Below are 25,322 nucleotides of genomic sequence, written 5' to 3'. Positions count from 1 at the left end.
ATAATGGACAACGTATTACCAGCTTGCCCCGCCTTTCCCCCGGGCTAAAATCTCAGTCGCATAATTGGAAGCTTGATAAGCCTTCATCGGATCAATCGGCAATCCCTTCTCCTCGCGCACCGCATGAAGCAGCGGGGTAACGTCGAACTCGAATGCTCGCCGCACTGCATCCTCTGCACCCAGAACATCCCCGCGCTCTGCCGCTTCCGCCACCTCTTCGTGATTGATCAGCAGCGCTTTGGCATATTGGGTCTGTACGTTCAGCACAGAGCGAATCATGGCCGGAATTTTCTGCTCGATGTTATGGGATTGGTCGATCATAAAGGCGATCTTCTCCACTGTGTCGCGGATTGATTCGTCGGCATCGTTTGCCGCAAGCACGATTTGATAGAAAATGAGAAATAATTCATAAGGATTCATCGAACCCACGATTAAATCATCATCCGCATATTTATAGCTATTAAAATGAAATCCACCCAGCCGTTTCTCGTCGATCAGATAAGCCACGATATGCTCGATGTTAGCGCCAGGCAGATGATGTCCCGTGTCAACGAGCACCTCGGCCTGCGGTCCGAGCTTCTGCGCATAGTTGTAGGCCATGCCCCAATCGGCAATATCCGTATGATAAAACGCCGGTTCAAACGCTTTATATTCAATCAGCATGCGCATATCCGCCGTCATTGCCCGGTACATCTCAGTCAAAGCCTCCAGCATCCAATGCTTGCGTTGGCGAATATCACCTTGGCCCGGGTAGTTCGTGCCGTCCGCGAACCAGAGGCTTAAATCGCGCGAACCTGTCTCTTTAGCAATATCCACGCACTCGAGCAGGTGATCCGTTGCCTTGCGGCGAATGGACGGATCGCTGTTCGTCACGCTGCCCAGCATATAATCATCATCCTGGAACAAATTCGGATTGACCGCTCCAATGGACAGCCCAAGACTTTCGGCGTGGCTTTTCAGCTTCCCGTAATCATCGACATGATCCCAAGGGATATGAATCGCCACGGAGGGGCACAGTCCGGTCAAACGATGAACCACAGCGGCATCTTCCAACTTCTCAAAGGGGGTTCGCGGAACGCCTACCTTTTGGAATACTTTAAAGCGCGTCCCCGAATCCCCATAGCCCCACGAAGGCGTCTCGATTTTGAACTGCTTCAGTTTGGCCTTTACATGCTCCAAATCAATTCCTCGCTGCTTCTGCTCTTCTTCAAATAACATATACGCTTTATCTGACATAGACAAGCCCTCCTCTTTATGCAATTCGCATGCAATCACTTACAAATTAATGGTTAATGATTAGCGGGTAAACGCAGCAGGAACGCCGCCGTCGATCGTCAGCATGCAGCCGGTTGTCTTCTCCGCTTTGGAGGAAGCAAAGAAGGCAATTCCCTCCGCTACGTCTTGTGGATATATATTGACAAGCAGCGTCGTACGCTTTCGGTAATGCTCCTCCAGTTGATCCGGCTCAATCCCATAAGCCACAGCGCGTTCATTGCGCCAGTTTGAATTCCAGATCGCCGAGCCTTGCAGGATCGCATCTGGTAAAATCGTATTCACGCGGATTCCGAATTCCCCTCCTTCAGCCGCAATACAGCGGGCTAAATGCGCTTCCAGCGCCTTCACCGAGCTGTAGGCAGCTGCATTTTTTCCCGCATATACAGAGTTTTTCGAGCCTACAAACACCATGCTGCCGCCAAGCGCCTGCTCCTTCATCAGCTTAAAGGCTTCCCTAGCCACAAGGAAGTATCCTGTCCCAAGGACATTCATGTTCAGATTCCACTCCTGGAGCGAGGTCTCGTCAAAGGGGCTAGAAGTCGCCAGCCCCGCATTGTTAACGATAACGTCTACGCCTCCATAATGTAAGGCGGCTTGCTCGTATGCGGCGCGAACCATATCCTCGTTCGTCACATCCATTTTAACGGCTAAAGCGATATGTTCTCCGTATTTCTCGTTAATTTCAGCGGCAACCTGCTGCGCGCCCTCCAGATTCAAATCCGCCAGCACCACATGTGCTCCTTCGCTCACGAGACGGCGTGCCGTCGCACTACCGATTCCGCCAGCACCACCCGTAATAAAAGCGACTTTACGCGAAAATTCGGCTTCTGCAGGGGCCAGGGAAAGCTTATACAGCTCCAGCGGCCAATATTCCACGTTATACGATTCGTTCTCGCTGAGCGAGACGAATTGACCGAGCGCCGTTGCCCCGCGCATTACCGCAATAGCCCGATGGTAGAGAGCCGCGCTCACTTTGGAATTGCCCCAGCTTTTCCCCGTGTTGATCATACCGATGCCAGGAATGAGAATGACCCGCGGCGCGGCTTCGAACATGACGTCGCCTGCATTTTTGTTGCGATCAAAATAAGCTTTGTACTGCTGCTTGTAGTCGGCAATCCCTTCGATTAATTTCTTGCGGAGTCCTTCGAAGTCACCGACATCCGGCGTCCAATCGATGAAAAGTGGAACGACCTTCGTGTGTACGAGGTGATCCGGGCAGGCTGCACCAACCTGAGAAAGCTGAGCTGAATCCTTGCTTCCGACAAAGGTCAGCACATCCTCCTCGTCGTCAAAGGTAAGAATCATTTTCTTGCCTTCGCTCACGGCCCCCCGAATCGATGGCATTAATTTCGCGACGATGCTTTTCCGTTCTTCGCTAGGGAGCGGCTGATGGAGAATGCCGCCGAACAGGGGTTTCTCAGTCACGCGAGCCTCAATATACCGCTCGGCTTCATTAATGATTTCAATTGTCTTAGCGTAGCAGGCTTCAGATGTGTCTCCCCAAGTGACCAGTCCATGCTTCTCCATGAGCACCAGCTCCGCTTGCGGATGGTCAAGTACGCCTTGGGCAATCATTTTAGATAGGGTAAATCCGGGTCTGATATACGGCACCCAAACGAAACGATCCCCGAAAATTTCCTTAGCGATTTCCTTTCCGTTGTCTGCGCAGCACAAACTGATAATGGCATCCGGATGCGTATGGTCAACGTGATTAAACGGCAAGAACGCATGTAGCAGCGTCTCTATAGAAGCCCGCGGATGCTTCGCATCGATCATGCAATTTGCTAAATAAGCAACCATATCCTCGTCGGACATTTCCTCACGCTCGAACAGCGGCTGGATGTCTTCCATGCGCAGGCCGGTAAAATTTCCTTGCTTCATTGTAGCCAAATCTGAACCGCTTCCTTTGACATACATAACCTTAACATCCCGACCTCTGAAATCTTGAATGATGGTCTTGCTGGAAGTATTGCCGCCCCCCCAGTTGCAAACCCGGCGATCAGAGCCGATCAGGTTCGAGCGGTATACGAGCTGGTCAAGACCTCCCTGAAGATTGGTTGCTCTGGATGATTCCCACAAATTTTGCACCATAACAATTACCTCCGAATGTTATTTTATATAGGTTGATTTGCCTTTGCTTTTGCTTTGATTTGTTCCCAGCGCGAAGTAATGTCGTCCATGCCTTGTATGGGCTGAGGTTTGTATTTCTTTATGTGAAAAGAGTTGCCGACAAATCGGCGAGCCTCTTCCAGTCCGTGCAGCTGCCCCGAGCCAATGATCTGGACGATGATATTGCCGAGGGCCGTAGCTTCGGTTGGCCCAGCCAGCACCTCCACCTGAGCGACATCCGCAGTAAGCTGGCAAAGAAGCTCATTATTAGCGCCCCCGCCGACGATATGCAGCGTTTCGATGGACTGATCCGTCAATTTTTGCAGCTCCTGGATGCTGTCCTTATACGTCAACGCTAAACTGTCGAAGATACAGCGTGCCAGCTTGCCGATCGTATCCGGGGACGGCTGCCCTGTCTCCAGGCAGTAATTTCGAATCTCCTGGATCATGCTAGAAGGATTTAGGAATCGATTATCATTGCAGTAAACCAAATACCGAAAAGGCTCTTCCCGTAAAGCTAGTTCTACAAGCTCGGCAAAGCTGATGTCCTCCTGTGTTTCTCTGCGCACCTCCTGGATCATCCAGAGACCCATAATGTTCTTGAGAAAACGATATGTTCCGTAGGCACCCCATTCATTGGTGTAATTCGCAATCATCGCTTCGGGTGTATTCAGTGGAGATGGCCGCTCTACTCCGAGTAAAGACCAAGTCCCGCTACTGATATACGCCCAGGAGCCATGCGTCTGCGCTGGTACCCCTACTACCGCCGAGGCCGTGTCATGTGTTGGAACAACGATGAGCTCACAGTCAGGCAGATCGTACTCACGCTGCAGCTCAGGCAAAATCCTGCCAAGCTTCACGCCAGGCTCGGTCAATTCAGCAAACTGGCTCCGGCGCAAATTGAGTATTTCTAGCAGGTCCTCATCAAACTCTCTAGTATCCAGATTTAAAAGCTGCATCGTAGATGCATTCGTCATTTCATTCATGAGTTTACCGGTCAACCGATAGTAAAGATAATCCGGCACCATCATAATTTTGTCTGCCCGCTGGAGTTGATTGCTGTCATGTACATATAACTGATAGAGCGTATTGAACGGCTGCTCTTGAATCCCGGTTTTGCTATAAACCACTGATCTGCTGATCTTTCGATGCAACTTATCTGGAGCTTCCTTCGTCCTTTTGTCCCGGTATGCGTACACTTCATGAATGCGCTTTCCATTGTCGTCAAGGAGTACATAATCGACAGCCCATGTATCCATGCCCAGCGTACAGGCATCCACCCCCTCCTTCTTCACCTTCTGCAAACCTTTCACGATTTCCATGAATAAATAATCTACGTCCCAGTAGTCATGCTCCTCTTTCTCGGTAAAGGAATTGCTGAATCGATGAATTTCTTGCAGCTGGATTTGCTCACTGTCCTTGTGGAGCGTTCCCATCACAAGCCGTCCACTTGATGCGCCGATGTCTACGGCAATGTAGTTATTCATCCAAACCAATCTCCTTAGAATGTGAGGTTTATCATAATTCTAAAGCTAGAATACCATAAAAGTAAACAAAAAGACATAAATTTTTATTGTTTTATGCCCGTTTGTATTTATTTATTATTGCATAATTTTGTTTTTTGTTTATTTAACTACTCTATCAAGTGATGGCTTCAAGCTAGGATGAGATAGTTTCCTAAAAAGTCTGTTCTGCCTGTTTCAGAGTCATTTCATAAAATGGAGTTGATCCTTTCTCCTTTTTATATTGATGCGACACTAAATCATAGATTATAGTTGATTTACCTGGTTGATTTGGGAAATTTCGCTAGGGAAAAACATAGCATTGGAGTGAAATGAATATGATGAATTCAAAGTGGTTAGGAGCCTCAACACCAACTCAGCGCACCATTATAACGAGGACACAAATTGAATCGTTCCTTCAGGGCTTCCCTCCCCTATTTCGCTGCGAGGCTTCCCGTATCCCATTTACGTATCCGATTGTTCTTTGGCAGAGCATTTATGTTCCTTGGCTGCCAAGCGAACATGACGCCAATATGATCATCCACGGACAGCAATCTTTTCATTACATTCGCGATATCCAGTACAATGAGGAACTGTTCTATCAAATTCACCTATCCAATATACGTAAAAAGAAAGGCTCTCAAGGGGTTATGTGTCTGCTGGATTGTGATATGATTCTGACAAACTCGCAAGCCCACCCCATCCTACATGCAAATACAACGTTATTGCTATTGGATAAGCCAGAATCGATTGCGCCCTTTTCTCTTGAAGTTCCGCATCCAACGAGCAAGTCGCTATTGCTCCCCGATCTCCCCGAGCTATATGACATTTGGAATCAAAGGAGCCTTCTCTTGCCAGGATCGACACTGATCGACGTTTGCCTTGGCACGATTACCGGAGATAAGCTCCACGCTTATGCCAAGGCATCTCGAGATAACAACACGATTCACTTGGATGCTCAGAAAGCACATGAATTCGGTTTGCCCGGGCGAGTTGCTCATGGCATGCTCATATTAGGCATGATCGGTAATATGCTGCAGGGGCTGCAAACGGAAAATATGAAGCTGAGCGGTCTTCAGTGTCGCTTTCATGCACCGATTGTGGAAGGCGATATCGTCTACGCCAAAGTCAATGTGCAGTCCGTCGCCGAATCACAGCTTGCAAGGAATATGAAATCTCCCGATGAGTCATCTTTAGAAAATTATCCATCCATTCATTGCTCGCTGGAGGTTTTTATCGATCAACGTAATGCCTCTCTTTCCTTCAACTCGGAGAATAAGACATTGGCTTACAGCGGTTCGGCTAGATATGTACGCGTTTAATCCCATTCGCCGACCCGGATATTCCCCTTTAGCAGATTTCTGGAAATGATGAGCCGCTGAATTTCATCCGTACCTTCATAAATTCTCCAAACTCTCATTTCCCGGTACCAGCGCTCAATGGGCAGATCCTTGGAATATCCCATGCCGCCGAAAATCTGCAGCACACGGTCAACAACTTGGTTGGCGACTCCTGCCCCGTACAGCTTGGACATTGATGCATGATGACGCGCATCCAACTGCTGCTCTACTCTCCATGCCGTATATAGGACAAGCCATTTCAGAGCCTCGATCTCCACCGCCGAGTCGGCGATCATCCATTGAATGCTTTGCCTTGAGGCTAGCGCTTCGCCAAACGTCACTCTTTCATTTGCATAAACAATCGCCATTTTCAGCAGCCGCTCTGAGGCACCTACCGCGATGGCCGGGATAACCCAGCGCCCTCTGCTGATCCATTGCATCGCCATCGCTAACCCTTGATCCACTTCGCCAAGCACATTCTCATCCGGTACGAGCACGCGGTCAAAGGTCAATAAAGATGGACTTTTATCTCCGCCCATCGTGGGGATGGGTTCCGATGTCCAGCCCATTTCGCGATCGACAAGAAAACACGTGATCCCTTTGTTTTTTCCCGGCACTGAATTCGTAACAGCAAATACGATCGCAAAATCCGCTTCATTTCCATTCGTAATAAACACCTTTTCCCCGTTGAGGATCCAACCGCCTACCGTACGTTTGGCCGACATTTGAATATTGTTTGCATCAGAGCCGGCAGAACGTTCGGTCAGCGCGAAGCAGGATTGCCGGTCGCCGGAAATCACCGGATACAAATACCGCTCCATCTGCTTCTCATTGCACATGAACAGAATGTTATCCGCTTCCCCTCCTAGCACGAAAGGCACGCAGGTGCGGCCAAGCTCCATTTTCACAATAGCACTCGTCACTGTGCCCAGGTTGGCTCCACCATACTGTTCAGGCGTTTCGATTCCCCAGAGGCCAAGGCCTCTAGCTTTGATCTGCAGCGCTTTGAGTTGCTGCCGGCTAATCCCTTCCCGTCCCTCACGCTCGTTACTAAGCAACTGCTGCTCTAGAGGAATCAGCTCGTCTTCCACAAATTTTCTTACTGTGTGTCGGATATGCTTCTGCTCATCTGTCAATTCAAAATTCATGCTCGCTTCAGCTCCTTTGAAAGGTTCAACCATCTATTAACGATAGGGTTTCAATGCGGTAAATTCCATTCCACCTCTAAGCTTGAAGGACTGATACTTTTTTGAAGCAGTTCCTCAATTCGGCACAAGCGGGGGGATTGTGTATGATAGTCGCATTCAAGCGTTCGTTTACCTGTTTCAATTATTCCTCGAATTAGCCCTCGATTGTGCTCAGTCGAAAACCTGCTGTCTCCATATTCCTCGTAAAGAAAAGCCGAGATATAACTCAACGAGCTGCTTCTCCGTCGGTTGTTGATAATAGAGCACGTCATAAGCTTCCCTGACCGACTGGCATACAAGATCGAGGTTGGATTCAACGGTCTTATCGATAACGGCTACCTCCCTAGCTGCCGCCTCCGATACGATAGCTTTAATCACTTCGGTACTATACCTATAAACAACAATGACACTAACGGGATAACGGCTACCCTCATATCCCTGATAGGCACGGACAACATTTTCGAATCGCACATAACAATCCCACCACGATAATCTAATTTCCGGGTTAAAAAACTCCGTCAATATTTTTTGAGCCTCGACCTCGAAACCCGGGTGGCAAGATATAAAATGCTGCAGATTCGCGTGCCAGCCGATAAACCGATCCTCATTGAATTCGGAAGGATGATATACATGATAGACAAGAGCTTTCTTATTGAAAATAAAGGAGCCTCCCGCTTGCTCTAACCGATATCCAAGCTCGCTGTCTTCTAGCCCCCAGCCTTTAAACTTATCATCGAACATCCCTACACCGATCAGCCGCTCCCTTCTAACGGAAATATTGCAGCTAAAGAACAGATGCCAGGCCGTGCGAAACGCGCCTGCATTCTCGGAGAAGCGTTCCATTAACCAGAACCTTTCATCCTCCTCGGACGGAGGCATATGTGCCTCATCAAACAGGGCATTCTTATGTTCCCCGTTAATCGCTCCTTGCTCCAGGTATTGCCTAAAGCCGATCACGAGCTTATTATCAGCAAATTTATGTACGCGCAAATGCTCGGCAATGAATCCAGCAGCAGCAATTTGATCACCGTCCAACAAAATCACGATATCGCCGCTAGCGCTTACGATGCCCTGATTCCTAGAAACAGCTCTGTTCGATTGCTCCGTTCTAGGGATATACCGATATTTCAGCGGATAGTCAACATTTATTCCTTGAATCATTTCCCCCGTACCGTCTGTTGACCCGTTGTCCACGAGGACGACCTCGAAGCTGTCGTCTTCCTCCAGTCTTTGCCGGGTTAAAGCGGTTAAACAGACTTCTATGATTTCTCGCTGATTATATGCCAATATGACGACGCTAGCCTTCATAGGAATCTCCTTTCTTTATCCGGAGCCTGGATGCATTGCTCACGGTTGATATTTTTAATAAGGCAAACCCCATGAAGCAAAGGATGGCTGATGCGAGAATCACCGTTTTGATTGGATAATATTCACCAATGAGGCCTGCTAGCAGACCGCCTCCCATTGAGCCTATAATATTGGCGTTATTGTACAATGTGGTTGCTGTGCCGACCATTTTGGGAATAAGATCCTGAAAGAACGTCATCCCGATCCCCAGTACAATGGCGATAAATATCGCGCTCAAAATTTGTACGGCCATAATATGAATTGTCGATTGTGTCAGCATGAGGAACAAATAATATGCGGCTCCGAACAGACCAGCAAAGTTCATTAAGAGGGAGCTTCCAAACCGCTTGGCCATAAGTCCCAGAGTGATCATGATCGGAACCTGCAGCGCCGCATTGATTCCCGCAATGATCCCGACATCAAGCTTTTCCCCGCTCAGATCCTGGGTGATATATAACGGAGTGACAATACCTCCCATTGAATTGGCGATTTCGAATGCCATAAAAGCCAGCAAGGCAAAAATAACATGAGGTGACAGGAGCACATTTTTGAAGTTGATTTTTGTAGCCGTTGTCTGTTCTGTCGAGGTATTTGTAGGTCTCACATTCTGCGTCTCCGCAGGCAAGAACAACACGAACAGTCCCACTAGGAGATACATGGCCGCCACGGTAAGAAATAAGCCTTGATAATCAAATTTCTGTATAACGAAGGATGCGATAACCGGACCAACGATCCATGCAAGCGACACAAGAGCCCTCATGACGGACATCACGACGGGGATGTCGACGCTCGCTTCCCTCTCAGTAATTTCTCTGGCCAGCGAGAACAGCTGTGGAAAAGCTGCATAAGAAACCGCAATCAGCGTCGAGACGACGATGAATAGAACAACATAATTTTCATTGAAAGCATAAAAAACATACCCTAGGGAAGCCGAGGCTGACGAGCCGATGACGATCCATTTTCGGACCGGTTTCTTATCCGACAATCTCCCAATTATGGTACTGCAAATAATGCCGCACAACGATCCGACAGCCAGAAAGGTACCGAGCGATAAAGGCGTCATGCCAACTTTCTCTACGCCGAACAGCGGCATAAAGGGCAAGGTCAAGGAATATCCCATGCCAATAAAAAAGATACAAACAGACAGCAGCAAGACTGCGGGATTCCTCATCATGTTCAGAACACTTTTCAATGGCGACGACTCCTTTCTTAAGGTATCGGCATGTATGATGCAGATAAAGCCTCAGCATTGTCTTTCACATACCCCAAGCTGGGTTATAACAGCTCACTAATCAATTCAGCAGCACGCTCGGCCCCTCCATAATTTCCCGCAACAATATCTTGCTGTAATTTACGAGCCTGTTCCAAGGCTTCATCGTTCAGCATCGATTCTACGACTTCTGCCAGTTGAAGACCGGTTATATCCTTCGGATTGATCACGCGGCCGCCCCCGATGCCCTGTAATTGCCTGGCATTAAACTCTCTTTCCGCCCAGGTAGGGATGATTAATGAAGGCGTGCCTGTTAACAGTGTTGTCATGCAGCTACCGTGACCGCCATGATGGATCATAAGATCGCTTTGCTCTGCGGCCATGACCCCAGACACATATGTCGTGAAATTTATATTAGGGGGGATCTCGACAGCATTTCCCTCTAGCGGATTAAATCCGGTAGCGATTAAAATTTCCGTAGCCGTATTGCCCAGCTCGTGAACCACTTCTCTGAAAATATGCCCGCCGCTCTCAACACCCCACTCGACCAGTCTGCTCGTATATACGAATACACGCCGATTCCTTGTACCGATTCGGTGCTCTCGCCAAGACGGCGGCATGCCTGCCATACTATCATCTCTCCACACCATCGGCCCGACATATTCCAACGGAATAGATAATGCCGATTGGTCTACAGGATCAAATTCCGGAATGCTAGGGACAAGTGCGAGATCACCTGCCAGAAATGAGAGCACATGGTCGGCTTGCTTCATTCCATGCGAAGCTAACGTTTCATTAAGCACTCCGGTGACATCGTAATTCCCTTCAATTCCTTTCCCATTCGTTTTTTCAGAAGCAGCCGGAGCAATTGGAGTATCCTGAGCAAAAGGCATGCCGCCGGGGAGTGAACAAGATTGATTGATCGAAACGAGCGGGATTCCAAGCTTTCGAGCGATGAATGCAGCAGACAGGCTGGAATCGGTAATCACGAGATCCGGTTTGAAGTCGGTCGTAACGCGCAGCCTAGCCTCCAGCTCATTGGTCATATATTCTGGGTCAGAATACCCCATCATCGCTAAAAAGTGGTTAAAATCCATAAAGTTAGGATGGAACACCTGTCCTTTCGGTTCTGGAATAGATGGAATCGGAATCGATTGGAAACCGACGTTCTCCATCGCCGCACCCGCATTGCCCCAAATCGTAAAGGCTACCTCATGTCCCATCTCTCGGAGCTTCAGCGCCACTGGCAGGCAGCGGTTCACTCTCCCCATTCCGGCCATCATGCCGATGAATATCCGTTTCGTTTTCAATAAAAGCACACCTCCGTATGTTCGTTGTTCGCTAGAATATTCGGCGATTAAGTTATGTTATATTCGTTAAAGCTTGCTTGAAAATTTCTACGGCGTCCCAGGCTTCTACCTTACGTGAGGCAAGCGAATGATGCTGAGGCCGCTCCCACAGTCCAATATCACCGCCATTTACAGAAAACACAGCTCCGGTAATGCCGCGGCTCTGAGGCAATGATAAAGCAACCGCGAGTTCGGCGGCCTCCTCAGGCGTTCCGAGCTTCCAATAATCATCGTTAAAGCTTTGTCCTGTGGATGCTGCATCCCTCCTCGCCCTCTCAACATATGGCAATGTCATATCCGTTAAAGCTGCTGGAGCAATGGCATTTACGCTGATTCCGTAGTTTTCCAATTCCAGTGCCAGCGTCCAGGTCATGCCGAGAATGCCTGCCTTCGCCGCGCTGTAATTGAGCTGACCCACCGTTCCGTGCAAACCGGCTGTTGAAGTCATATTGATAATGCAGCCGTGCTTATGCTCCCTCATGCTTGGAAGCGCCGCCCGCGTACAGGTGAATGTCCCTTTCAAATGCGTATCGACGACTGCGTCCCAGTCTTCTTCACTTAGCTTGTGTGCTATTTTATCGCGAATGATCCCGGCGTTATTCACTAAAATATCGATCCGGCCAAACTGCTGGATGGCTGTTGATATGATCTTTGCTCCCCCGTCCATTGTCCCCACCGATTCGGCTACGCCAACGGCGATACCACCGCTCTGACGAATCTCCTGTACTACAGCCTGCACTCGGCTCTCATCGGTTCCATTGACGATGACCTTCGCGCCCTCCTGTGCCATTCTTATCGCAATAGCCCGGCCGATGCCCCGGCTTGAGCCTGTTATGGCAGCCGATTGATTGGCAAGCAGCATGAAACAGCCTCCTCCTCTCCTATTCGCATTTCTCCCATAATGTCGCCAGCCCCATTCCACCACCGATACCGAGCGTAGTAATGCCTCTCGCCGCTTTCATTTGCTGCATTTCGCTGCACATGCGCGTAACAAGTATCGCTCCGGAGGCCCCGTATGGATGGCCAAGCGCGATAGCTCCTCCGCCGACATTGACGATTTCTGGCGGGATATGCAGCTGCTGGAGAGAGGCCAGCACCTGGGAGGCAAAGGCTTCGTTGAACTCAACGATGTCGATATCCTTTACGGACAAATGGTTGCGGGCCAACAGCTTCCGCACCGCTGGAACCGGCCCGATGCCTAAATAATGCGGATCTACGCCGGCTACTGTCGAATCAACATATTTTAGGAGCGGTTTTATGCCCAAAGCCATCGCCTTCTCCAGAGACATCATTAGCACGATGGATGCTCCATCATTGATTGGGCAAGAATTCCCGGCTGTTACGGTACCGTCCGCCTCAAATATGGGTCGTAAAGCAGCCAGCTTCTCTAGCGACGTATTCGAGCGAGGACATTCGTCCTTATCGATGGTTCTGATTTCCTTGTCAACGGTAATTGTGACCGGCACGACTTCACGATGAAACCGTCCGCTGCGAAGCGACTGCACTGCCTTCCGATGGCTGTTCAGCGCGTATGAATCCTGTTCTTCCCGAGTGATTCCATACTTGTCCGCAACATTGTTAGCAGCGGTGCCCATATCGGGATCGCCGATAAAATCCGGAGAGAATCTCGCTCTGTTCATGACGGCGGGCAAATCCCTACTATATAACAAAAGTGGTTTTTCGATCTTCCATGGGGCTCGGCTCGTACTTTCCACACCGCCCGCTAAATACACGTCGCCCGCTCCGGCCTGAATAAGCCTAGCCGCGATGTTGATCGCCTCAAGACCCGAGCCGCATTGACGATCCACCGTTAATCCCGGAACCTCTACCGGAAGCCGTGCAGTCAAAGCGGACAATCTGGCGATGTTGCCACCAGGGCCGACTACATTTCCAAGGATAACGTCATCGATCTCGCAAGCCTGCACGAGCATATCGTTCAAGATGGCTTTGATCACTTCCGCTGTGAGCACCTCGGGCGGAGTCTCTTTGAACATTCCACCATACTTGCCGATCGCGGTTCGTTTCGCCGCTACGATAACGGGAATAGCCATGCTCTACACCCCCCTTCCGGCTAGCCAGTCAATAATTTTCGTTCGCGATATTTTACCGCTTGTCGTATAAGGAAAGGAATGTACCCGAATAATTTCCTTCGGACATTTATAGCTGGCCAACTGCTTTCGGCATAACGCAAATATATCCTGATCGGCAAGTACTGCCCCCTCTTGGAACTGAATAAGCGCCACCACTTTTTGACCCCAGTACGCATCAGGTACGCCAACAACAACTGTCTCGGCTATCTCCTCCTGCTTAAGCAGCACTTTCTCAATTTCCTCTGGATAAATGTTGAGGCCACCGCTAATAATCATGTTCTTATTTCTGCCCACCATATAGAGAAAACCATCGGCATCCCTCATTGCCAAATCACCTACAGTCGCCCACTCGCCTTGAATGACCTGCTTTGTCTCCTCTTCATTCTCGAAGTAACCGGAAAAGATCATACCGCTCTTGATGTAAACCTGGCCGACCTCGCCTTCACCTGCTTCTTCACCGTCAGGTTTGCGAATGGATACTTCAACGCCGCTAAACGGCTTGCCGACGGAGCTCGGCTTTTGCTCGTTCCCTACCGGATCAAGTACCGTCACGAAGCTTAACTCAGAAGCACCGTAGAACTCATATATACCGGCTTTGGAAAATATCTGATTCACCTTTTGCTTCGACTCCGGCGTCCATTTATCGCCTGTCGTTATTAATGACCTTACGGTGGTTGAAGTAAATTTATACGAACGAGAGATCGCCGCATGATAAATCGCTTCAAATATCGTTGGAACCAAATAAATATGGGTAATTGGATTGGATTCAAGCGTCTCTATAGCTAGCTCTGCCCTGAATTTTCGAGATAAGTAGAAGGTTCCACCTAGGTACAAGGTTTGAATCGCTGCATAGATCGTTAAGGAATGGACAAGTGGCCCCGTACCCAGAACATGATCGTTATCAGCAAGACAAAATGCTTCCTTCGCACGGGTGAAGCTTTCAATCCATGACCGCTGGGCACGTACAAATCCCTTGGGTAGCCCGGTCGTTCCCGAGGTGAACCCCATATAAAACAAGCTTTCGCTCGTTGAAAACCGGTGAGGCTCGGATGAGATCCAGTCGGCAGTTACGTTGTATTTGGCGATCATAGGCGAGTGCGCCGAAGCATCGGAGTCGATGACAATTAGCTTTGCGGTGTGAGGTATATTGGTTAAGCGCGGCAGTATATCGAAATCAACGATAAGTATTGCAGGCTGGCATTGGCGGATGATGGCTTCAATATTCACGTCAGTCCACTTCGGGTCGAATAAGGCAGAACATAAACCGATTTTTGTCGCAGCTAAAAAATATTGTATGAATTCAACGCTATTATTCAGTAAAAAACCGACAATCGTATCACGATCATCATTTAATTCATCCTCATAATCAAGTAGTACATGAGCCGCCATCTTGATTCCGCAATATAATTCCTTGTACGTTTTTCGGGTGTTATCTATAATAAGAGCGATTTTATCCGGATGACTAGCAGCATGAGCTTGAATAACATCGGTAATGAGCATAAGTTTCACCTTCCGTACTGAATGTTGTGAAAAGCGCTAATCGATATTCAGTTGTACCGGACTAATTATCACCTCATCGTTCTTGACCAAATACAACCCTCTTTCGGACATACGGATGTTGGGCAAATGTGATGCGGTTAAAAATAGTAGCGTATAAGCCGGATCACGAAAACGATAGCCGTGCTCACGCATTAATCCCGTAAATCGTTCCAGACAATCGCTAACAGCTCTCATATCCGCGGCGCTCATCGTGCCGCCTAACGGAAGCGGAATATAAACTTGCTCACCGTTTGCAAAATAAGCCAGTATTCCGTCACCTCGATCGTTAAGCTCTCGCAACACATCGCACATAACGCCCAAATTTCTACCGATTAGCAAAGTGTCTTTCGAAGCGCTATAGGTGCTGGCGAGCGCGACCACTCCAGTCGCAAAACCTTTCAAACGGGTATGAAGTCCCCACTGGCCATGGGAGTCAAGCAGCGAAATAAAACACTCTTCCGCATCCAGTTCAGAATTGGCGGTAAACTCATATGGCTTGGTTATCACGTCGTTGATCAGTTCAATGCCGATATCGGTTTCCACTCGGATCTGGGCAGGAGTCAGGTTTACCGTTATTCTTGACGATGGAAAATACGCCTTCAACCAGTCTGAAATCATGGCTTCATCGGTAGGATTTACTTGGCACCGATTCCAGACATGCCATTTCCCTTGCTGCATCACATGTATTGGTGTAGGATCACTTAGTGAAGAAAGAACATTGAAGCAAGCAAGCTTGCCTGGAGCTATACCGCCTAAATCCTCGTCCAAGCCGTAATACGTCGCCGGATTTAACGTACCTAATCTGTAAGCATCAGCGGCGGGAATGCCCGCTTCTATACATAGCTTGATCATACTGGCACAGCTGTGCGCTGCCGTGAAATTTGGCGAAGGACCATCGCTCGTTAGCATGACACGATTCAAATTAAAGCGCGGGTCACCCACCAGGCCTTGCAAAATGTCCGGTAAGTCAGGACGTATCGAGGAATATCTCAGAGTGGCATATAGCCCCAGCCTTAATCTTTTGAGGACATCCTTCGCATTTAAGGCTTCATGATCCGCTCCGATCCCCGCCGCCGCGATACCGCTGATTTTCTCATAGGAAACGCCGGGCAAGTGCCCTTCCACCCTCATACGATGCTTACCTTTTAACATATACAGCCGTTCCTGCAGCTCTTCATCGCCTTGAAGAAGCTTGAACCATTCCGTAAACTCCCCTCCTTGCACGACTAAGGGATGAAGCAGCCATTCCTGCAGCGAATCCCGGTTATTCAACTGCAGTTGATCAAAATTGCACCACCACAGAAACATATGGCGGCTTATGCCATTCAATTCTTCAATGAATTGGATCGCTCTGTGTTCGCCAAGTTGCATAAGCAGGGATAAATTATCGTTAATAGATAAAACGGTACCGCCCCGAAGTTGGGTGTCACCCCAAGTAAATGGGTTGTACATTTGACAGGGATGGGCATGAGGTTCAATATAACCGGGAACAAGAATCTGTTCCTGCTCCAGCTCAACGATTGACGTCTCTGGTGATGCTACAAATTCCTTATCTCCGACATAGGCGATACGGTTCGTGGAAATATAAATGTTGCCCCTCTCGACTTGTCCGGTGTACACGTTTAGATATTGGGCGTTTTTGATCCACATTGTTGCCGGTTTGCTGCCAAGGGATACGGATATAAGCTCTTGATACTCCTGAAAGCTGGAAGACACTATTCTCATTGTTATTCCTCACATTCTGAGTATGATTAGCACGATCACAAATAATCCGGCCACAACCATCGCCTTATAATCGATAGACTGTAAAGCCAGTCTCCTAAGCTGCGTTCTCCTCATTCCCGGACGGTAACCTCGTGCTTCGATAGCCAGCGACGCGCTTTCCGCTTTTTGGAAAGCCATCATAAGAATCGGTACAATAATCGGGATGAAGTTCAATAATCTTTTAAATATATTGCCGGAGGAAAAATTGACGCCCCTAGCCCGCTGGGCTTTCATAATTTTTTCTGTTTCCTGCATAAGAATGGGGATAAAGCGGATCGTAAAGGTCATCATCATGGCAATTTCCTGTGTGGGGACACCTATTTTTTTGAAAGGTGAAAGTAGTGATTCGATGGCGTTCGTTAGGTCGGTCAGCTTGGTTGTCAAGGTCAGCAAGGTAGCAATGATTAGCAATAGGATAATTCGTACCGTTATTGCAATGGCTTTGATTACGCCTTCTTCATAAATGAAGACGGTTCCTATTCTGAATAGCACTTCGCCGCCCTGTGTCAGAAAGATATGAAAGATCGAAGTTGCGATAATGATCAGCCATACGGGCTTTAGCCCTTTGACGATGTATGAAGCCGGGATCTTGGAAACGATAATAGAGGCAACAACGATAAGAGTAAATACGGCATAGGCGACAAAACTAGCAAGAAATAACGCTGTAATCATAAATGACATCACAATTAGAAGCTTGGTTCTTGGATCGAGCTCATGGATGATCGATTTCCTGTCGATATATTGGCCGAAAATCAATTGATTGGATAAAGCCATACTTTAACTCCCCCGTTTTCCGCAGGAAATAAGGAAATAGTCAGCGATCTGCGCTTGTATCGCTTGCTGCCTGATCGAATTCACCGGAATAGGCGTACTAAGCCTAGCGTTTAATTTCTCTACGAGCTCTAGCGCGATCGGAGGTTTTAACCCTAAAGCTTCGATATCACGCCGATGCGTGGTGAATAGCGTCAATGGATCCGTTTTCAATTTTACTTTACCGCTTTCGAAAACAATGACCTCTTCGGCATATTCGGCTAATAAATTCATGTCGTGAGTTACGATGATGATGGTTCGCTGCTTATCCCTGTGCCAATCCAACATTAGTTCCATAAGAGACTGCTTTCCAGTTGCATCAAGTCCAACCGTAGGCTCGTCCAGTATGAGCACGGACGGCTCCATCACCAAGACTCCCGCGATCGCAGCCCTTCTCTTCTCTCCCCCGCTAAGTTCAAATGGCGATCTATCGCAATAGGTCTCATCCAAGCCTACCATTTGCATCGCCTGCAGCGCTTTGCTGTGAATGAGCTCTGCCGGCCAACCCAAATTTTTGGGCCCGAACGATATATCTTTGAGAACAGTATCCTCAAACAACTGGTGCTCAGGCATTTGGAAGACCATGCCCACCTTGTCGAAGAGAAGTGGCTTCCTTCTACTATCATGCACAATCCTGATATCGCCCACGTCGATGCTGCCCCCTGTAGGGTGCAAAAGGCCATTGAGATGCTGCACAAAGGTAGATTTCCCGGAACCCGTACGTCCTACGACCGCGATAATCTTATTGCTCTCCAGAGTGAGATTGATATCTCGTAAAACCTCGTTCTGCAGCGGCGTCCCCTCGTTATATGCAAAAAATACGTTTCTTAATGTAATTTCCATAAATGATCCACCAAATCTTCCATGCAAAATATCGTGCGCGGCAAAGGAATTCCCTTGCTGCTTAAGACATCTCTCATATTTACAATAAAGGGAGCCGCGAGACCGGGTATCTCTCGATAATCCTCTTCGAATAGCTTAGCGGGAGTCCCATCGTAACGGATGCTGCCCTGATCTAGCACAAGGATTCTGGATGCCTCGGACAGTTCCTCCATATCGTGAGTGATCGTTACTATGGTGATTCCCTTTTGATTTAATTGTTTGATTAGATGAAGAACCTGCGCCTTGCCCTCGGGATCGAGCATCGAAGTAGACTCGTCAAAAATAATGACCTCGGGATCTACGGCTAAAATGCTGGCAATGGCTATGCGCTGTTTCTGACCTCCGGATAGGGAGTCGACATCAGCATGAATGTATTCCAGCATCCCTACTTGCTCCAACGTTTCTCCGACTCTCGCAAAGATTTCATCAGAAGGTAAGCAAATATTTTGCAAACCAAATGCTACATCTTCAAAAACAGTAGAGGCGACAATTTGATTCTCCGGGTTTTGGAATACCATGCCTACTTTTTCGCGAATCATCCCAAGCTCTTCATCATTGCTCGTGCAATAATCCATAAATCTGACTTGGCCCTCCGTTGGCTGCAGCAAGCCGTTCATCAGCTTGGCTACCGTAGATTTGCCAATTCCGTTGGTTCCTACAATCGCTAAGTATTCTCCTGAATGAATTTGAAAAGATAGATTGCGGATTATGGTGTCTTGGTGCGGATAATGAAATGAAACATCCGAGAATTGAATCATGAGCATAACCTCCAATGTTGTGTAACGTCCGAAAAAAATTCTAGCGTTAGTCGAAAAAGGTTTGCCTGCTTTGGCAAACCTAACGTTTCATTCGCAATTTGTTGGAGTTATGCTTTATGTGAGCGGCTGCTTTCACGATGAAGCATATGAGGATTTACCTTTAGCATTCGAATCGCAATGAGTGAAGCAACCACGACCTTGAGCAAGTCGCCTGGTATGAAGGTAATATTGCCAAGTGCAGCCTTCCCCATCGGTACCTCCGTAATGATAGACATGTAAGGAATCCCAATGGCGTAAATAACTAATATTCCACCAAACGAATTAATCAGAATCAACTTCCAAAGGTTAATGCGTGTCGACGCTCGCTGTACGAAATAGCCGATAATCAATGCTGCGATCGGCCAGCTTAAAATGTACCCTCCAGTAGGACTTGCAAAGACGGCTAAGCCCCCTCTTCCACCGGGCAATAATGGCGCTCCTGCAGCGACGATGATAATGAATATGAACAGACTTAACCCGCCTAATCTAGCACCTAATATACTGCCAGCCAACATGACTCCCAAGGTTTGAGCAGTAATCGGCACCGGGATGAACGGGAGTGGAATAGGAGGCAGCAAACCTAAAACAGCCATGACTGCGGCAAACAAGGCCACATACATCATATCTTTAATCTTCATAGGCGCTCCTCTCGTATTCAATTTTAGTTTCATAGATTCAATATTGACACAATAATGACATAATATTTTTTTGATGTCAATAATTAACTTTTCAAGGCAAAAAAAGAAATGACCTCCCTAAAGCATACATTTTACAGTCCATATTGTGGTTTTTTTCGTGGCATTTATAAGTTTTTTTATTGTCGATATATAATTAATCAGATGAATTATATAATAGATTAATTGATTAGAGCCATTTCTATGAAAGTATCCCTTCCCCTTATTTTATTGAGCATTTTGCATTAACCTGAGCCCTTGCTAGACAAAGGTTTTCAAACATAAAAAAAGGACTTCACCCCAACTTGGAGAAGTTTTCAAGTGACAAAACAAGAAAACCCAAGGGGGAGAAGTCACTATGTATATTCTACAAGAAAGTCTATTTTCCTTTGAAGAACTTCAAAAACTTGAATTTAAAGAACGTTTGCCTATCTTCTTCAGTGCCCTGGACTTACGGCCATATGCTAAAGATTTGAGAAGTCATTCACCCCGAGGTGCCGATGGGCACTGCCGACAAGGGATTCTTCGCGCATTGCTTGCAGCGCCGCTGGAGAACATGGATACATTTAGTGGCTTGCATCGTCGTCTGGATATGGATCTTCGTTTCCGTTACCAATGCGGACTCAGGCTTGATCGAAAAGCTCCATCAATCGCCACATTAAGCCGCGTTTTCACTGAGCTAACGAATAAGGGATTGGCAAAACGTCTGTTTGAGGATCTCGTCACACGCTGTAAGCAGGAAGGAATCATCGATGGAAGTCACGTGGCGATGGACAGCGCAGCGATCCATGCCTACGAGAAGAAACAGCCGAAGCGCAAAAGTGAGCTGACGGGGAATGCCAACTGGGGCGCGAAGTTTGACTCCTTTGGTAACAAGGTCAAGTGGTTCGGCTATAAGCTTCATCTTGCTGTCGACACCGCTAGCGAACTGCCCCTGGCCCTCTCGGTTACACCGGCTCATGTCAATGACGGTGATCTGGCACCCGCTCTTATGGAACAAGTGGCTGCCGATGCGAAAGTGAAGTTCTTTGTGTTTGATGCTGGGTATGACCAACTTAAAAACTATGAAGCGGCACGGAAGCTCAAAGCGCAAGCGATTATCCCGATGAATCTTCGCAATGAGAAGGAACCGCCTGCAGGTATAACATCTAACGGTACACCTTGCTGCTCCATGGGTTTTGCCATGACATACTGGGGAGTAGATGGCGATCACCTGAAATTCCGGTGTCCCCATGCGACCGGCAAGGTGGATTGTCCGCTGGGGATGGCAGCCTGTTCATCTTCCAACTATGGAATGGTGCTCAAGGTTGATACAAAAAGCGATTTGCGCCGTTATTCAAGTCCGCACCGGAACACGAAACGTTGGCAAGAACTTTACAAAGAAAGAACGAGTGTAGAACGCTGCAACTCCCGAATGAAAACCTATTTGACCGCAGACGCCATGCATGTTTGGGGCATAGAGAAAGTCATAACTCACCAATATTTAAATGCAATTGTATTGCTGGCTTCTGCCCTGGCAATGGCTCAGAAATACAGAAAAGTCGCTGCTTAAAATTTTGAATGCGCAGAAAATTCTGCAGGTCTGCCCATTTTTGAAAACCGAGTGGATTTAGCTGAAAATGCACCACCAACTAGGTCTAGGTTCTGCTATTCAATTCTCAAATAGGGAATTATGCAAAATGCTCTATTACAAACCAATGTTTACTGATCATGATAAAAAAACGAAGGCCTCTCCTACTGGAAAGACCCTCGTTGCCATCGATTCTGTTAAGAATGGAAGTTCTGACCATCCGTCACTTCCTGGACATAACCAGCACGGATGACGTAGTCGCCGAAATGCTCGCCCTCTTCGCGATCCTTGGCATACTGCGTAATAATCGGCTGCAAGGATTCTAATATTTCATCTTCACCGATGTTTTCTTTATATAACTTATTCAGCCTGTTGCCAGAGAATCCGCCACCGAGATAAAGATTGTACTTCCCGGGTGCCTTGCCGATAAAAGCAATTTCTCCGAGCATCGGTCTGGCGCAGCCGTTCGGACAGCCAGTCATCCGTATTACAATATCATCATCCTGCAAGCCGACTTGCTCCAGCATGGGCTCAATCTTATCCAGCAAGGATGGAAGATAACGCTCAGACTCAGCCATAGCGAGTCCGCAGGTTGGAAACGCTACGCATGCCATAGAGTTTCTCCGCAAGGCGGAGTAGTGCAAGCCGTCCGTCAGGCCATATTCTTTAATAAGACCTTCAATTTTCCCTTTCTTTTGACTGCTTACATTTGCGATAATCAGGTTCTGGTTCGGTGTCAGGCGGAAATCGCCCGTATGCACCTTGGCAATTTCCCGCAAGCCTGTCATCAGCTTATAATCTTCCTCATCCTTAATGCGGCCGTTCTGGATAAATAACGTAAAATGCCACTTGTTGTTGCTGCCCTTCACCCAACCGTAGCGGTCACCGTTGTGCTCGAAATGAAACGGTCTTGCCTCCTGTAAACTCCAGCCAAGCCGATTCGACAGCTCTTGAACAAACCAGTCGATTCCCCGATCATCGATTGTATATTTGAAGCGGGCATGCTTGCGAACGGAACGATCACCGTAATCGCGCTGAATTGTGACGGTCTTCTCCGCGACATCTATCATTTGCTCAGGCAGGCAGAAGCCAATCACTTTGGATACCTGCGGATAGGTTTTCGGATCTCCATGCGTCATTCCCATGCCGCCGCCTACGGAGACGTTAAAGCCCTTCAACTCTCCGTTCTCTACAATCGCAATGAACCCCAAATCCTGCGAAAAAACATCAACATCGTTCGATGGCGGTACAGCTACGCCAATTTTGAACTTACGCGGCAAATAGACACGGCCATAAATAGGCTCTTGCTCCACTTGGCTGTCATTGCTATCGATCACCTTTTCACCGTCAAGCCAAATCTCATGATAAGCATTCGTTCTCGGATCTAGATGATCGCTTACTTTGCTCGCCCATTTGTATACTTCGGAATGAACCTCCGATTGGTATGGGTTTGGGTTACACATCACGTTACGGTTAACGTCGCCGCATGCGGCCAACGTGCTGAGCAATGACTCGTTCACTTCCTGAATGGTTTTCTTCAAGTGCCATTTGATAACACCATGGAGCTGGAAGGATTGCCGAGTGGTCAAACGAATAGTTCCATTCCCATACTTCTGGGACACGCAGTCCATCATTAGCCACTGCTTTGGCGTAACGACTCCGCCTGCCGCACGTACCCGAAGCATAAACTGATAGGCTGGCTCCAGCTTTTGTTTGTGACGCTCATTTCGCAAATCACGATCATCCTGCATATAGCTCCCATGAAATTTCATCAGCCGGTTATCATCTTCCGGGATGGAGCCTGTAATTGGATCCTCAAGTGTCTCTACTAGACTTCCACGTAAATAATTACTTCTAACTTTAATATCTTCAACATCGCTGTGCGGCGCACTGTTTGGCGACATTAAGTTGTTATCTGACATATTGGCAATTCTCCTCTCGAAATCCTCGGGACTCCCCGCTTAGTACACATCCCGTTGATAACGTTTCTCCTGCTGCATTCGAGTCAAATATTCCGCAGCCTGCTCCGGGCTAAGACCGCCCTCCTGCTCAAGAATCGCAGCCAATGCAGCATGCACGTCATGGGCCATCTTCTTCTCGTCCCCGCAGACATACACCACGGCTCCTTCTTGCAGCCATTCATAAACCTCCCGGCTCTTCTCAAGCATCCGGTGTTGAACGTAGACCTTCTTGTCAGTGTCACGAGAGAACGCGACATCCATCCGGCTCAACACGCCGTCTTTCAGCCAACGCTGCCATTCCACCTGATATAGGAAGTCCGTAGCGAAATGCTGGTCTCCATAGAACAACCAGTTTTTCCCGGTCGCCCCCGTCTCTTCACGCTCCCCAAGGAAAGCTCGGAAAGGAGCGACCCCCGTCCCTGGACCGATCATAATAATCGGTGTATCCGGATTCTCGGGAAGTTTGAAGCTTGGATTATGTTGAACAAAAACCGGCAATGTATCCCCGGGCTCTACCCGTTCCGCAAGCTGCACAGAGCATACACCGTAGCGCTTGCGACCGTGGGCTTCATAGCGCACAGAACGAACGGTCAGGTGCACCTCTTCAGGATATGCCTTGGGGCTACTGGCAATCGAATAAAGTCTGGCAGGTATTTTTCTTAGAATCGAAATGAACTCGCGAGCACTCACCCCAGCAAAAGAATAGTCCGTTACCAAATCGAGCAAATCGCGTTCAGCCAAATAGGTACGCAGTTCTTGCTCACGCCCTTTCTCAAGCAGTTGCTTTAGCTCTTGGCTTGGGCTGAGCTGTGCGGCTTGCTCCAACAATGGCTTCGTAAGAACCGTGATTTCGTAATAGCGCAGCAATGCATCACGCAGACTCCGCTGTTCGCCGTTCTTATTCACGGTGACGATTTCCTCGCCGTTCCAACCCATAGCTGCAATCAAATCATCAACGAGCAGCGGGTGATTCTCCGGATAAATCCCCAAGCTATCGCCTGGCTCATAGTTAAGGTTAGATCCTTCTAATGAGAGCTCGATGTGGCGTGTTTCCCGCTGAGCTCCACGGCCGTTAAGATTCAGGTTCTCTAAAACTTCAGCATTAAAAGGATTGCTTCTCGAAAATTCAGACTCCGTAACGCTGTTTGCCGAAGTCGTGCTAACACTGGCCACGGCAGCGACTGACGCAGATCGTTTGCCGAGCTCACTCAGAACAAGGCCCATCCATTCTGCAGCAGGCTCATCAAAATCGACATCGCAGTCCACGCGTGGAGTTATTCGTTCACCGCCGAGCTCCTCCAGGCGTTTGTCAAAATCCTTCCCCGTTTGACAGAAAAATTCATAGGAAGTATCGCCGAGCGCAAGGACGGAATAACGCAGTCCCTCCAGCTTTGGCGCACGCTTGCTATGTAAGTACTCATAAAATGGAATAGCACTGTCTGGCGGCTCTCCTTCACCATGCGTACTGACAACAATAAATAAGTTCTCAATTTTCTTTAGTCCATTCGGCTTAAAATCACTCATCGACGTCAAAGTCACCTGGTAGCTCTGTTCTTCCAACTTCTTGGACAGCTTGTTAGCCAGGCCATGGCTATTTCCTGTCTGCGATCCGTAAAGTATAGTTACTTCCTTGGAAATAGCCGGTTCCGCAGCAGCCACTGCTTGAACAAGCGTAGTTGCAGCCGTTACTGCACCAGTGCCCTGCAATGCAGTCAAGTATCCACTGAGCCAAATGCGCTGATTTGCCGATAGCGTAGGAAGAAGACGATTGAGCAGCTCTGCTTGCTCCTGACTAAAAGGACTGTTACTAACTTGTAGTTCCAACAATATCCCACCTCGCGCAGTCATACATAGAATTTTAATTAATTCCTAGTATTACCATCTAATTTATCATTAAATAAAACTTATCATAGCGT

General features: G+C 48.1%; 19 protein-coding genes. 2 read left to right on the top strand and 17 right to left on the bottom strand.

Features of this window, described 5'->3' with window-relative positions; all coding sequences use genetic code 11:
- Positions 1 to 15: 15 nt before the first annotated feature.
- From rhaI to rhaB, 3 genes are read right to left on the bottom strand one after another with little or no spacing between them, the layout of a single operon-like run.
- Positions 16 to 1,236, bottom strand: coding sequence for an L-rhamnose isomerase (gene rhaI, locus EIM92_RS15935; protein WP_125083486.1), 1,221 nt, complete (start codon positions 1,234 to 1,236; stop codon positions 16 to 18).
- A gap of 60 nt (positions 1,237 to 1,296) precedes the next feature.
- The gene (locus EIM92_RS15930) at positions 1,297 to 3,366 is read right to left on the bottom strand and encodes a bifunctional aldolase/short-chain dehydrogenase (protein ID WP_125083485.1); all 2,070 of its coding nucleotides are present in this window, start codon (positions 3,364 to 3,366) and stop codon (positions 1,297 to 1,299) included.
- A 23-nt stretch (positions 3,367 to 3,389) separates the two neighbouring features.
- Positions 3,390 to 4,871 carry a rhamnulokinase gene (rhaB, locus tag EIM92_RS15925; RefSeq protein ID WP_125083484.1) on the bottom strand — a complete coding sequence of 494 codons (1,482 nt, stop codon included), beginning with the start codon at positions 4,869 to 4,871 and terminating at the stop codon, positions 3,390 to 3,392.
- A gap of 353 nt (positions 4,872 to 5,224) precedes the next feature.
- On the opposite strand from rhaB, the gene EIM92_RS15920 reads away from it, so the two are divergent.
- Positions 5,225 to 6,208, top strand: coding sequence for a MaoC family dehydratase (locus tag EIM92_RS15920; protein ID WP_164515126.1), 984 nt, complete (start codon positions 5,225 to 5,227; stop codon positions 6,206 to 6,208).
- Here EIM92_RS15920 and EIM92_RS15915 read toward each other — a convergent pair.
- The 12 genes from EIM92_RS15915 to EIM92_RS15860 all read right to left on the bottom strand — a co-directional run bounded on the left by EIM92_RS15915 (position 6,205) and on the right by EIM92_RS15860 (position 19,839).
- Positions 6,205 to 7,374 carry an acyl-CoA dehydrogenase family protein gene (locus EIM92_RS15915; RefSeq protein WP_125083482.1) on the bottom strand — a complete coding sequence of 390 codons (1,170 nt, stop codon included), beginning with the start codon at positions 7,372 to 7,374 and terminating at the stop codon, positions 6,205 to 6,207. The two genes, EIM92_RS15920 and EIM92_RS15915, sit on opposite strands and share 4 nt — an antisense overlap.
- A gap of 210 nt (positions 7,375 to 7,584) precedes the next feature.
- Positions 7,585 to 8,721 (bottom strand): glycosyltransferase family 2 protein, encoded by a 1,137-nt coding sequence (locus EIM92_RS15910; protein WP_125083481.1) that lies wholly within the window; start codon positions 8,719 to 8,721, stop codon positions 7,585 to 7,587.
- On the bottom strand, positions 8,711 to 9,952 hold the full coding sequence (locus tag EIM92_RS15905) for a sugar efflux transporter (RefSeq protein WP_125083480.1): 1,242 nt from the start codon (positions 9,950 to 9,952) through the stop codon (positions 8,711 to 8,713). Before EIM92_RS15905 ends, EIM92_RS15910 begins: the two co-directional genes overlap by 11 nt.
- A gap of 83 nt (positions 9,953 to 10,035) precedes the next feature.
- Positions 10,036 to 11,280: a glycosyltransferase gene (locus EIM92_RS15900; RefSeq protein ID WP_125083479.1), complete on the bottom strand. Its 1,245-nt coding sequence runs from the start codon at positions 11,278 to 11,280 to the stop codon at positions 10,036 to 10,038.
- A 52-nt stretch (positions 11,281 to 11,332) separates the two neighbouring features.
- A complete protein-coding gene (locus tag EIM92_RS15895) occupies positions 11,333 to 12,181 on the bottom strand; it encodes an SDR family NAD(P)-dependent oxidoreductase (RefSeq protein ID WP_125083478.1) in 849 nt (282 codons plus the stop codon).
- A gap of 19 nt (positions 12,182 to 12,200) precedes the next feature.
- A complete protein-coding gene (locus EIM92_RS15890; RefSeq protein WP_125083477.1) occupies positions 12,201 to 13,370 on the bottom strand; it encodes a thiolase family protein in 1,170 nt (389 codons plus the stop codon).
- A 3-nt stretch (positions 13,371 to 13,373) separates the two neighbouring features.
- On the bottom strand, positions 13,374 to 14,909 hold the full coding sequence (locus tag EIM92_RS15885; RefSeq protein ID WP_125083476.1) for an AMP-binding protein: 1,536 nt from the start codon (positions 14,907 to 14,909) through the stop codon (positions 13,374 to 13,376).
- 36 nt (positions 14,910 to 14,945) lie between these two features.
- Positions 14,946 to 16,673 carry an adenine deaminase C-terminal domain-containing protein gene (locus EIM92_RS15880; RefSeq protein WP_125083475.1) on the bottom strand — a complete coding sequence of 576 codons (1,728 nt, stop codon included), beginning with the start codon at positions 16,671 to 16,673 and terminating at the stop codon, positions 14,946 to 14,948.
- A gap of 9 nt (positions 16,674 to 16,682) precedes the next feature.
- Positions 16,683 to 17,486 (bottom strand): energy-coupling factor transporter transmembrane component T family protein, encoded by an 804-nt coding sequence (locus tag EIM92_RS15875; protein WP_125083474.1) that lies wholly within the window; start codon positions 17,484 to 17,486, stop codon positions 16,683 to 16,685.
- Positions 17,487 to 17,489: 3 nt separating this feature from the next.
- The gene (locus tag EIM92_RS15870) at positions 17,490 to 18,365 is read right to left on the bottom strand and encodes an ATP-binding cassette domain-containing protein (RefSeq protein WP_125083473.1); all 876 of its coding nucleotides are present in this window, start codon (positions 18,363 to 18,365) and stop codon (positions 17,490 to 17,492) included.
- Positions 18,350 to 19,162: an energy-coupling factor transporter ATPase gene (locus EIM92_RS15865; protein WP_164515125.1), complete on the bottom strand. Its 813-nt coding sequence runs from the start codon at positions 19,160 to 19,162 to the stop codon at positions 18,350 to 18,352. Before EIM92_RS15865 ends, EIM92_RS15870 begins: the two co-directional genes overlap by 16 nt.
- Positions 19,163 to 19,269: 107 nt before the next feature.
- Positions 19,270 to 19,839, bottom strand: coding sequence for a biotin transporter BioY (locus tag EIM92_RS15860; protein WP_125083471.1), 570 nt, complete (start codon positions 19,837 to 19,839; stop codon positions 19,270 to 19,272).
- Between the two features lie 394 nt (positions 19,840 to 20,233).
- Between EIM92_RS15860 and EIM92_RS15855 the strand changes: the two genes are divergently transcribed.
- The gene (locus EIM92_RS15855; protein WP_125081308.1) at positions 20,234 to 21,427 is read left to right on the top strand and encodes a transposase; all 1,194 of its coding nucleotides are present in this window, start codon (positions 20,234 to 20,236) and stop codon (positions 21,425 to 21,427) included.
- A 215-nt stretch (positions 21,428 to 21,642) separates the two neighbouring features.
- On the opposite strand, the gene cysI is transcribed toward EIM92_RS15855, so the two are convergent.
- Together cysI and EIM92_RS15845 are read right to left on the bottom strand one after the other, a co-directional pair.
- Positions 21,643 to 23,367 carry an assimilatory sulfite reductase (NADPH) hemoprotein subunit gene (gene cysI, locus EIM92_RS15850; protein WP_125083470.1) on the bottom strand — a complete coding sequence of 575 codons (1,725 nt, stop codon included), beginning with the start codon at positions 23,365 to 23,367 and terminating at the stop codon, positions 21,643 to 21,645.
- 39 nt (positions 23,368 to 23,406) lie between these two features.
- Positions 23,407 to 25,230, bottom strand: a complete 1,824-nt coding sequence (locus tag EIM92_RS15845) for an assimilatory sulfite reductase (NADPH) flavoprotein subunit (RefSeq protein ID WP_125083469.1) — start codon at positions 25,228 to 25,230, stop codon at positions 23,407 to 23,409.
- Positions 25,231 to 25,322: the final 92 nt, after the last annotated feature.

It is taken from the genome of Paenibacillus lentus (assembly GCF_003931855.1).
Lineage (GTDB): Bacteria > Bacillota > Bacilli > Paenibacillales > Paenibacillaceae > Fontibacillus > Fontibacillus lentus.
Note: the sequence above shows the minus strand (reverse complement) of the source record. Positions and strands in the feature narration are given on the sequence as shown.

Coding starts and splice junctions, on each gene's coding strand:
- rhaI (WP_125083486.1), bottom strand. CDS start 1,236: ATGTCAGATAAAGCGTATATGTTATTTGAAGAAGAGCAGAAGCAGCGA.
- EIM92_RS15930 (WP_125083485.1), bottom strand. CDS start 3,366: ATGGTGCAAAATTTGTGGGAATCATCCAGAGCAACCAATCTTCAGGGA.
- rhaB (WP_125083484.1), bottom strand. CDS start 4,871: ATGAATAACTACATTGCCGTAGACATCGGCGCATCAAGTGGACGGCTT.
- EIM92_RS15920 (WP_164515126.1), top strand. CDS start 5,225: ATGATGAATTCAAAGTGGTTAGGAGCCTCAACACCAACTCAGCGCACC.
- EIM92_RS15915 (WP_125083482.1), bottom strand. CDS start 7,374: ATGAATTTTGAATTGACAGATGAGCAGAAGCATATCCGACACACAGTA.
- EIM92_RS15910 (WP_125083481.1), bottom strand. CDS start 8,721: ATGAAGGCTAGCGTCGTCATATTGGCATATAATCAGCGAGAAATCATA.
- EIM92_RS15895 (WP_125083478.1), bottom strand. CDS start 12,181: ATGCTGCTTGCCAATCAATCGGCTGCCATAACAGGCTCAAGCCGGGGC.
- EIM92_RS15890 (WP_125083477.1), bottom strand. CDS start 13,370: ATGGCTATTCCCGTTATCGTAGCGGCGAAACGAACCGCGATCGGCAAG.
- EIM92_RS15885 (WP_125083476.1), bottom strand. CDS start 14,909: ATGCTCATTACCGATGTTATTCAAGCTCATGCTGCTAGTCATCCGGAT.
- EIM92_RS15880 (WP_125083475.1), bottom strand. CDS start 16,673: ATGAGAATAGTGTCTTCCAGCTTTCAGGAGTATCAAGAGCTTATATCC.
- EIM92_RS15875 (WP_125083474.1), bottom strand. CDS start 17,486: ATGGCTTTATCCAATCAATTGATTTTCGGCCAATATATCGACAGGAAA.
- EIM92_RS15870 (WP_125083473.1), bottom strand. CDS start 18,365: ATGGAAATTACATTAAGAAACGTATTTTTTGCATATAACGAGGGGACG.
- EIM92_RS15865 (WP_164515125.1), bottom strand. CDS start 19,162: ATGATTCAATTCTCGGATGTTTCATTTCATTATCCGCACCAAGACACC.
- EIM92_RS15860 (WP_125083471.1), bottom strand. CDS start 19,839: ATGAAGATTAAAGATATGATGTATGTGGCCTTGTTTGCCGCAGTCATG.
- EIM92_RS15855 (WP_125081308.1), top strand. CDS start 20,234: ATGTATATTCTACAAGAAAGTCTATTTTCCTTTGAAGAACTTCAAAAA.
- cysI (WP_125083470.1), bottom strand. CDS start 23,367: ATGTCAGATAACAACTTAATGTCGCCAAACAGTGCGCCGCACAGCGAT.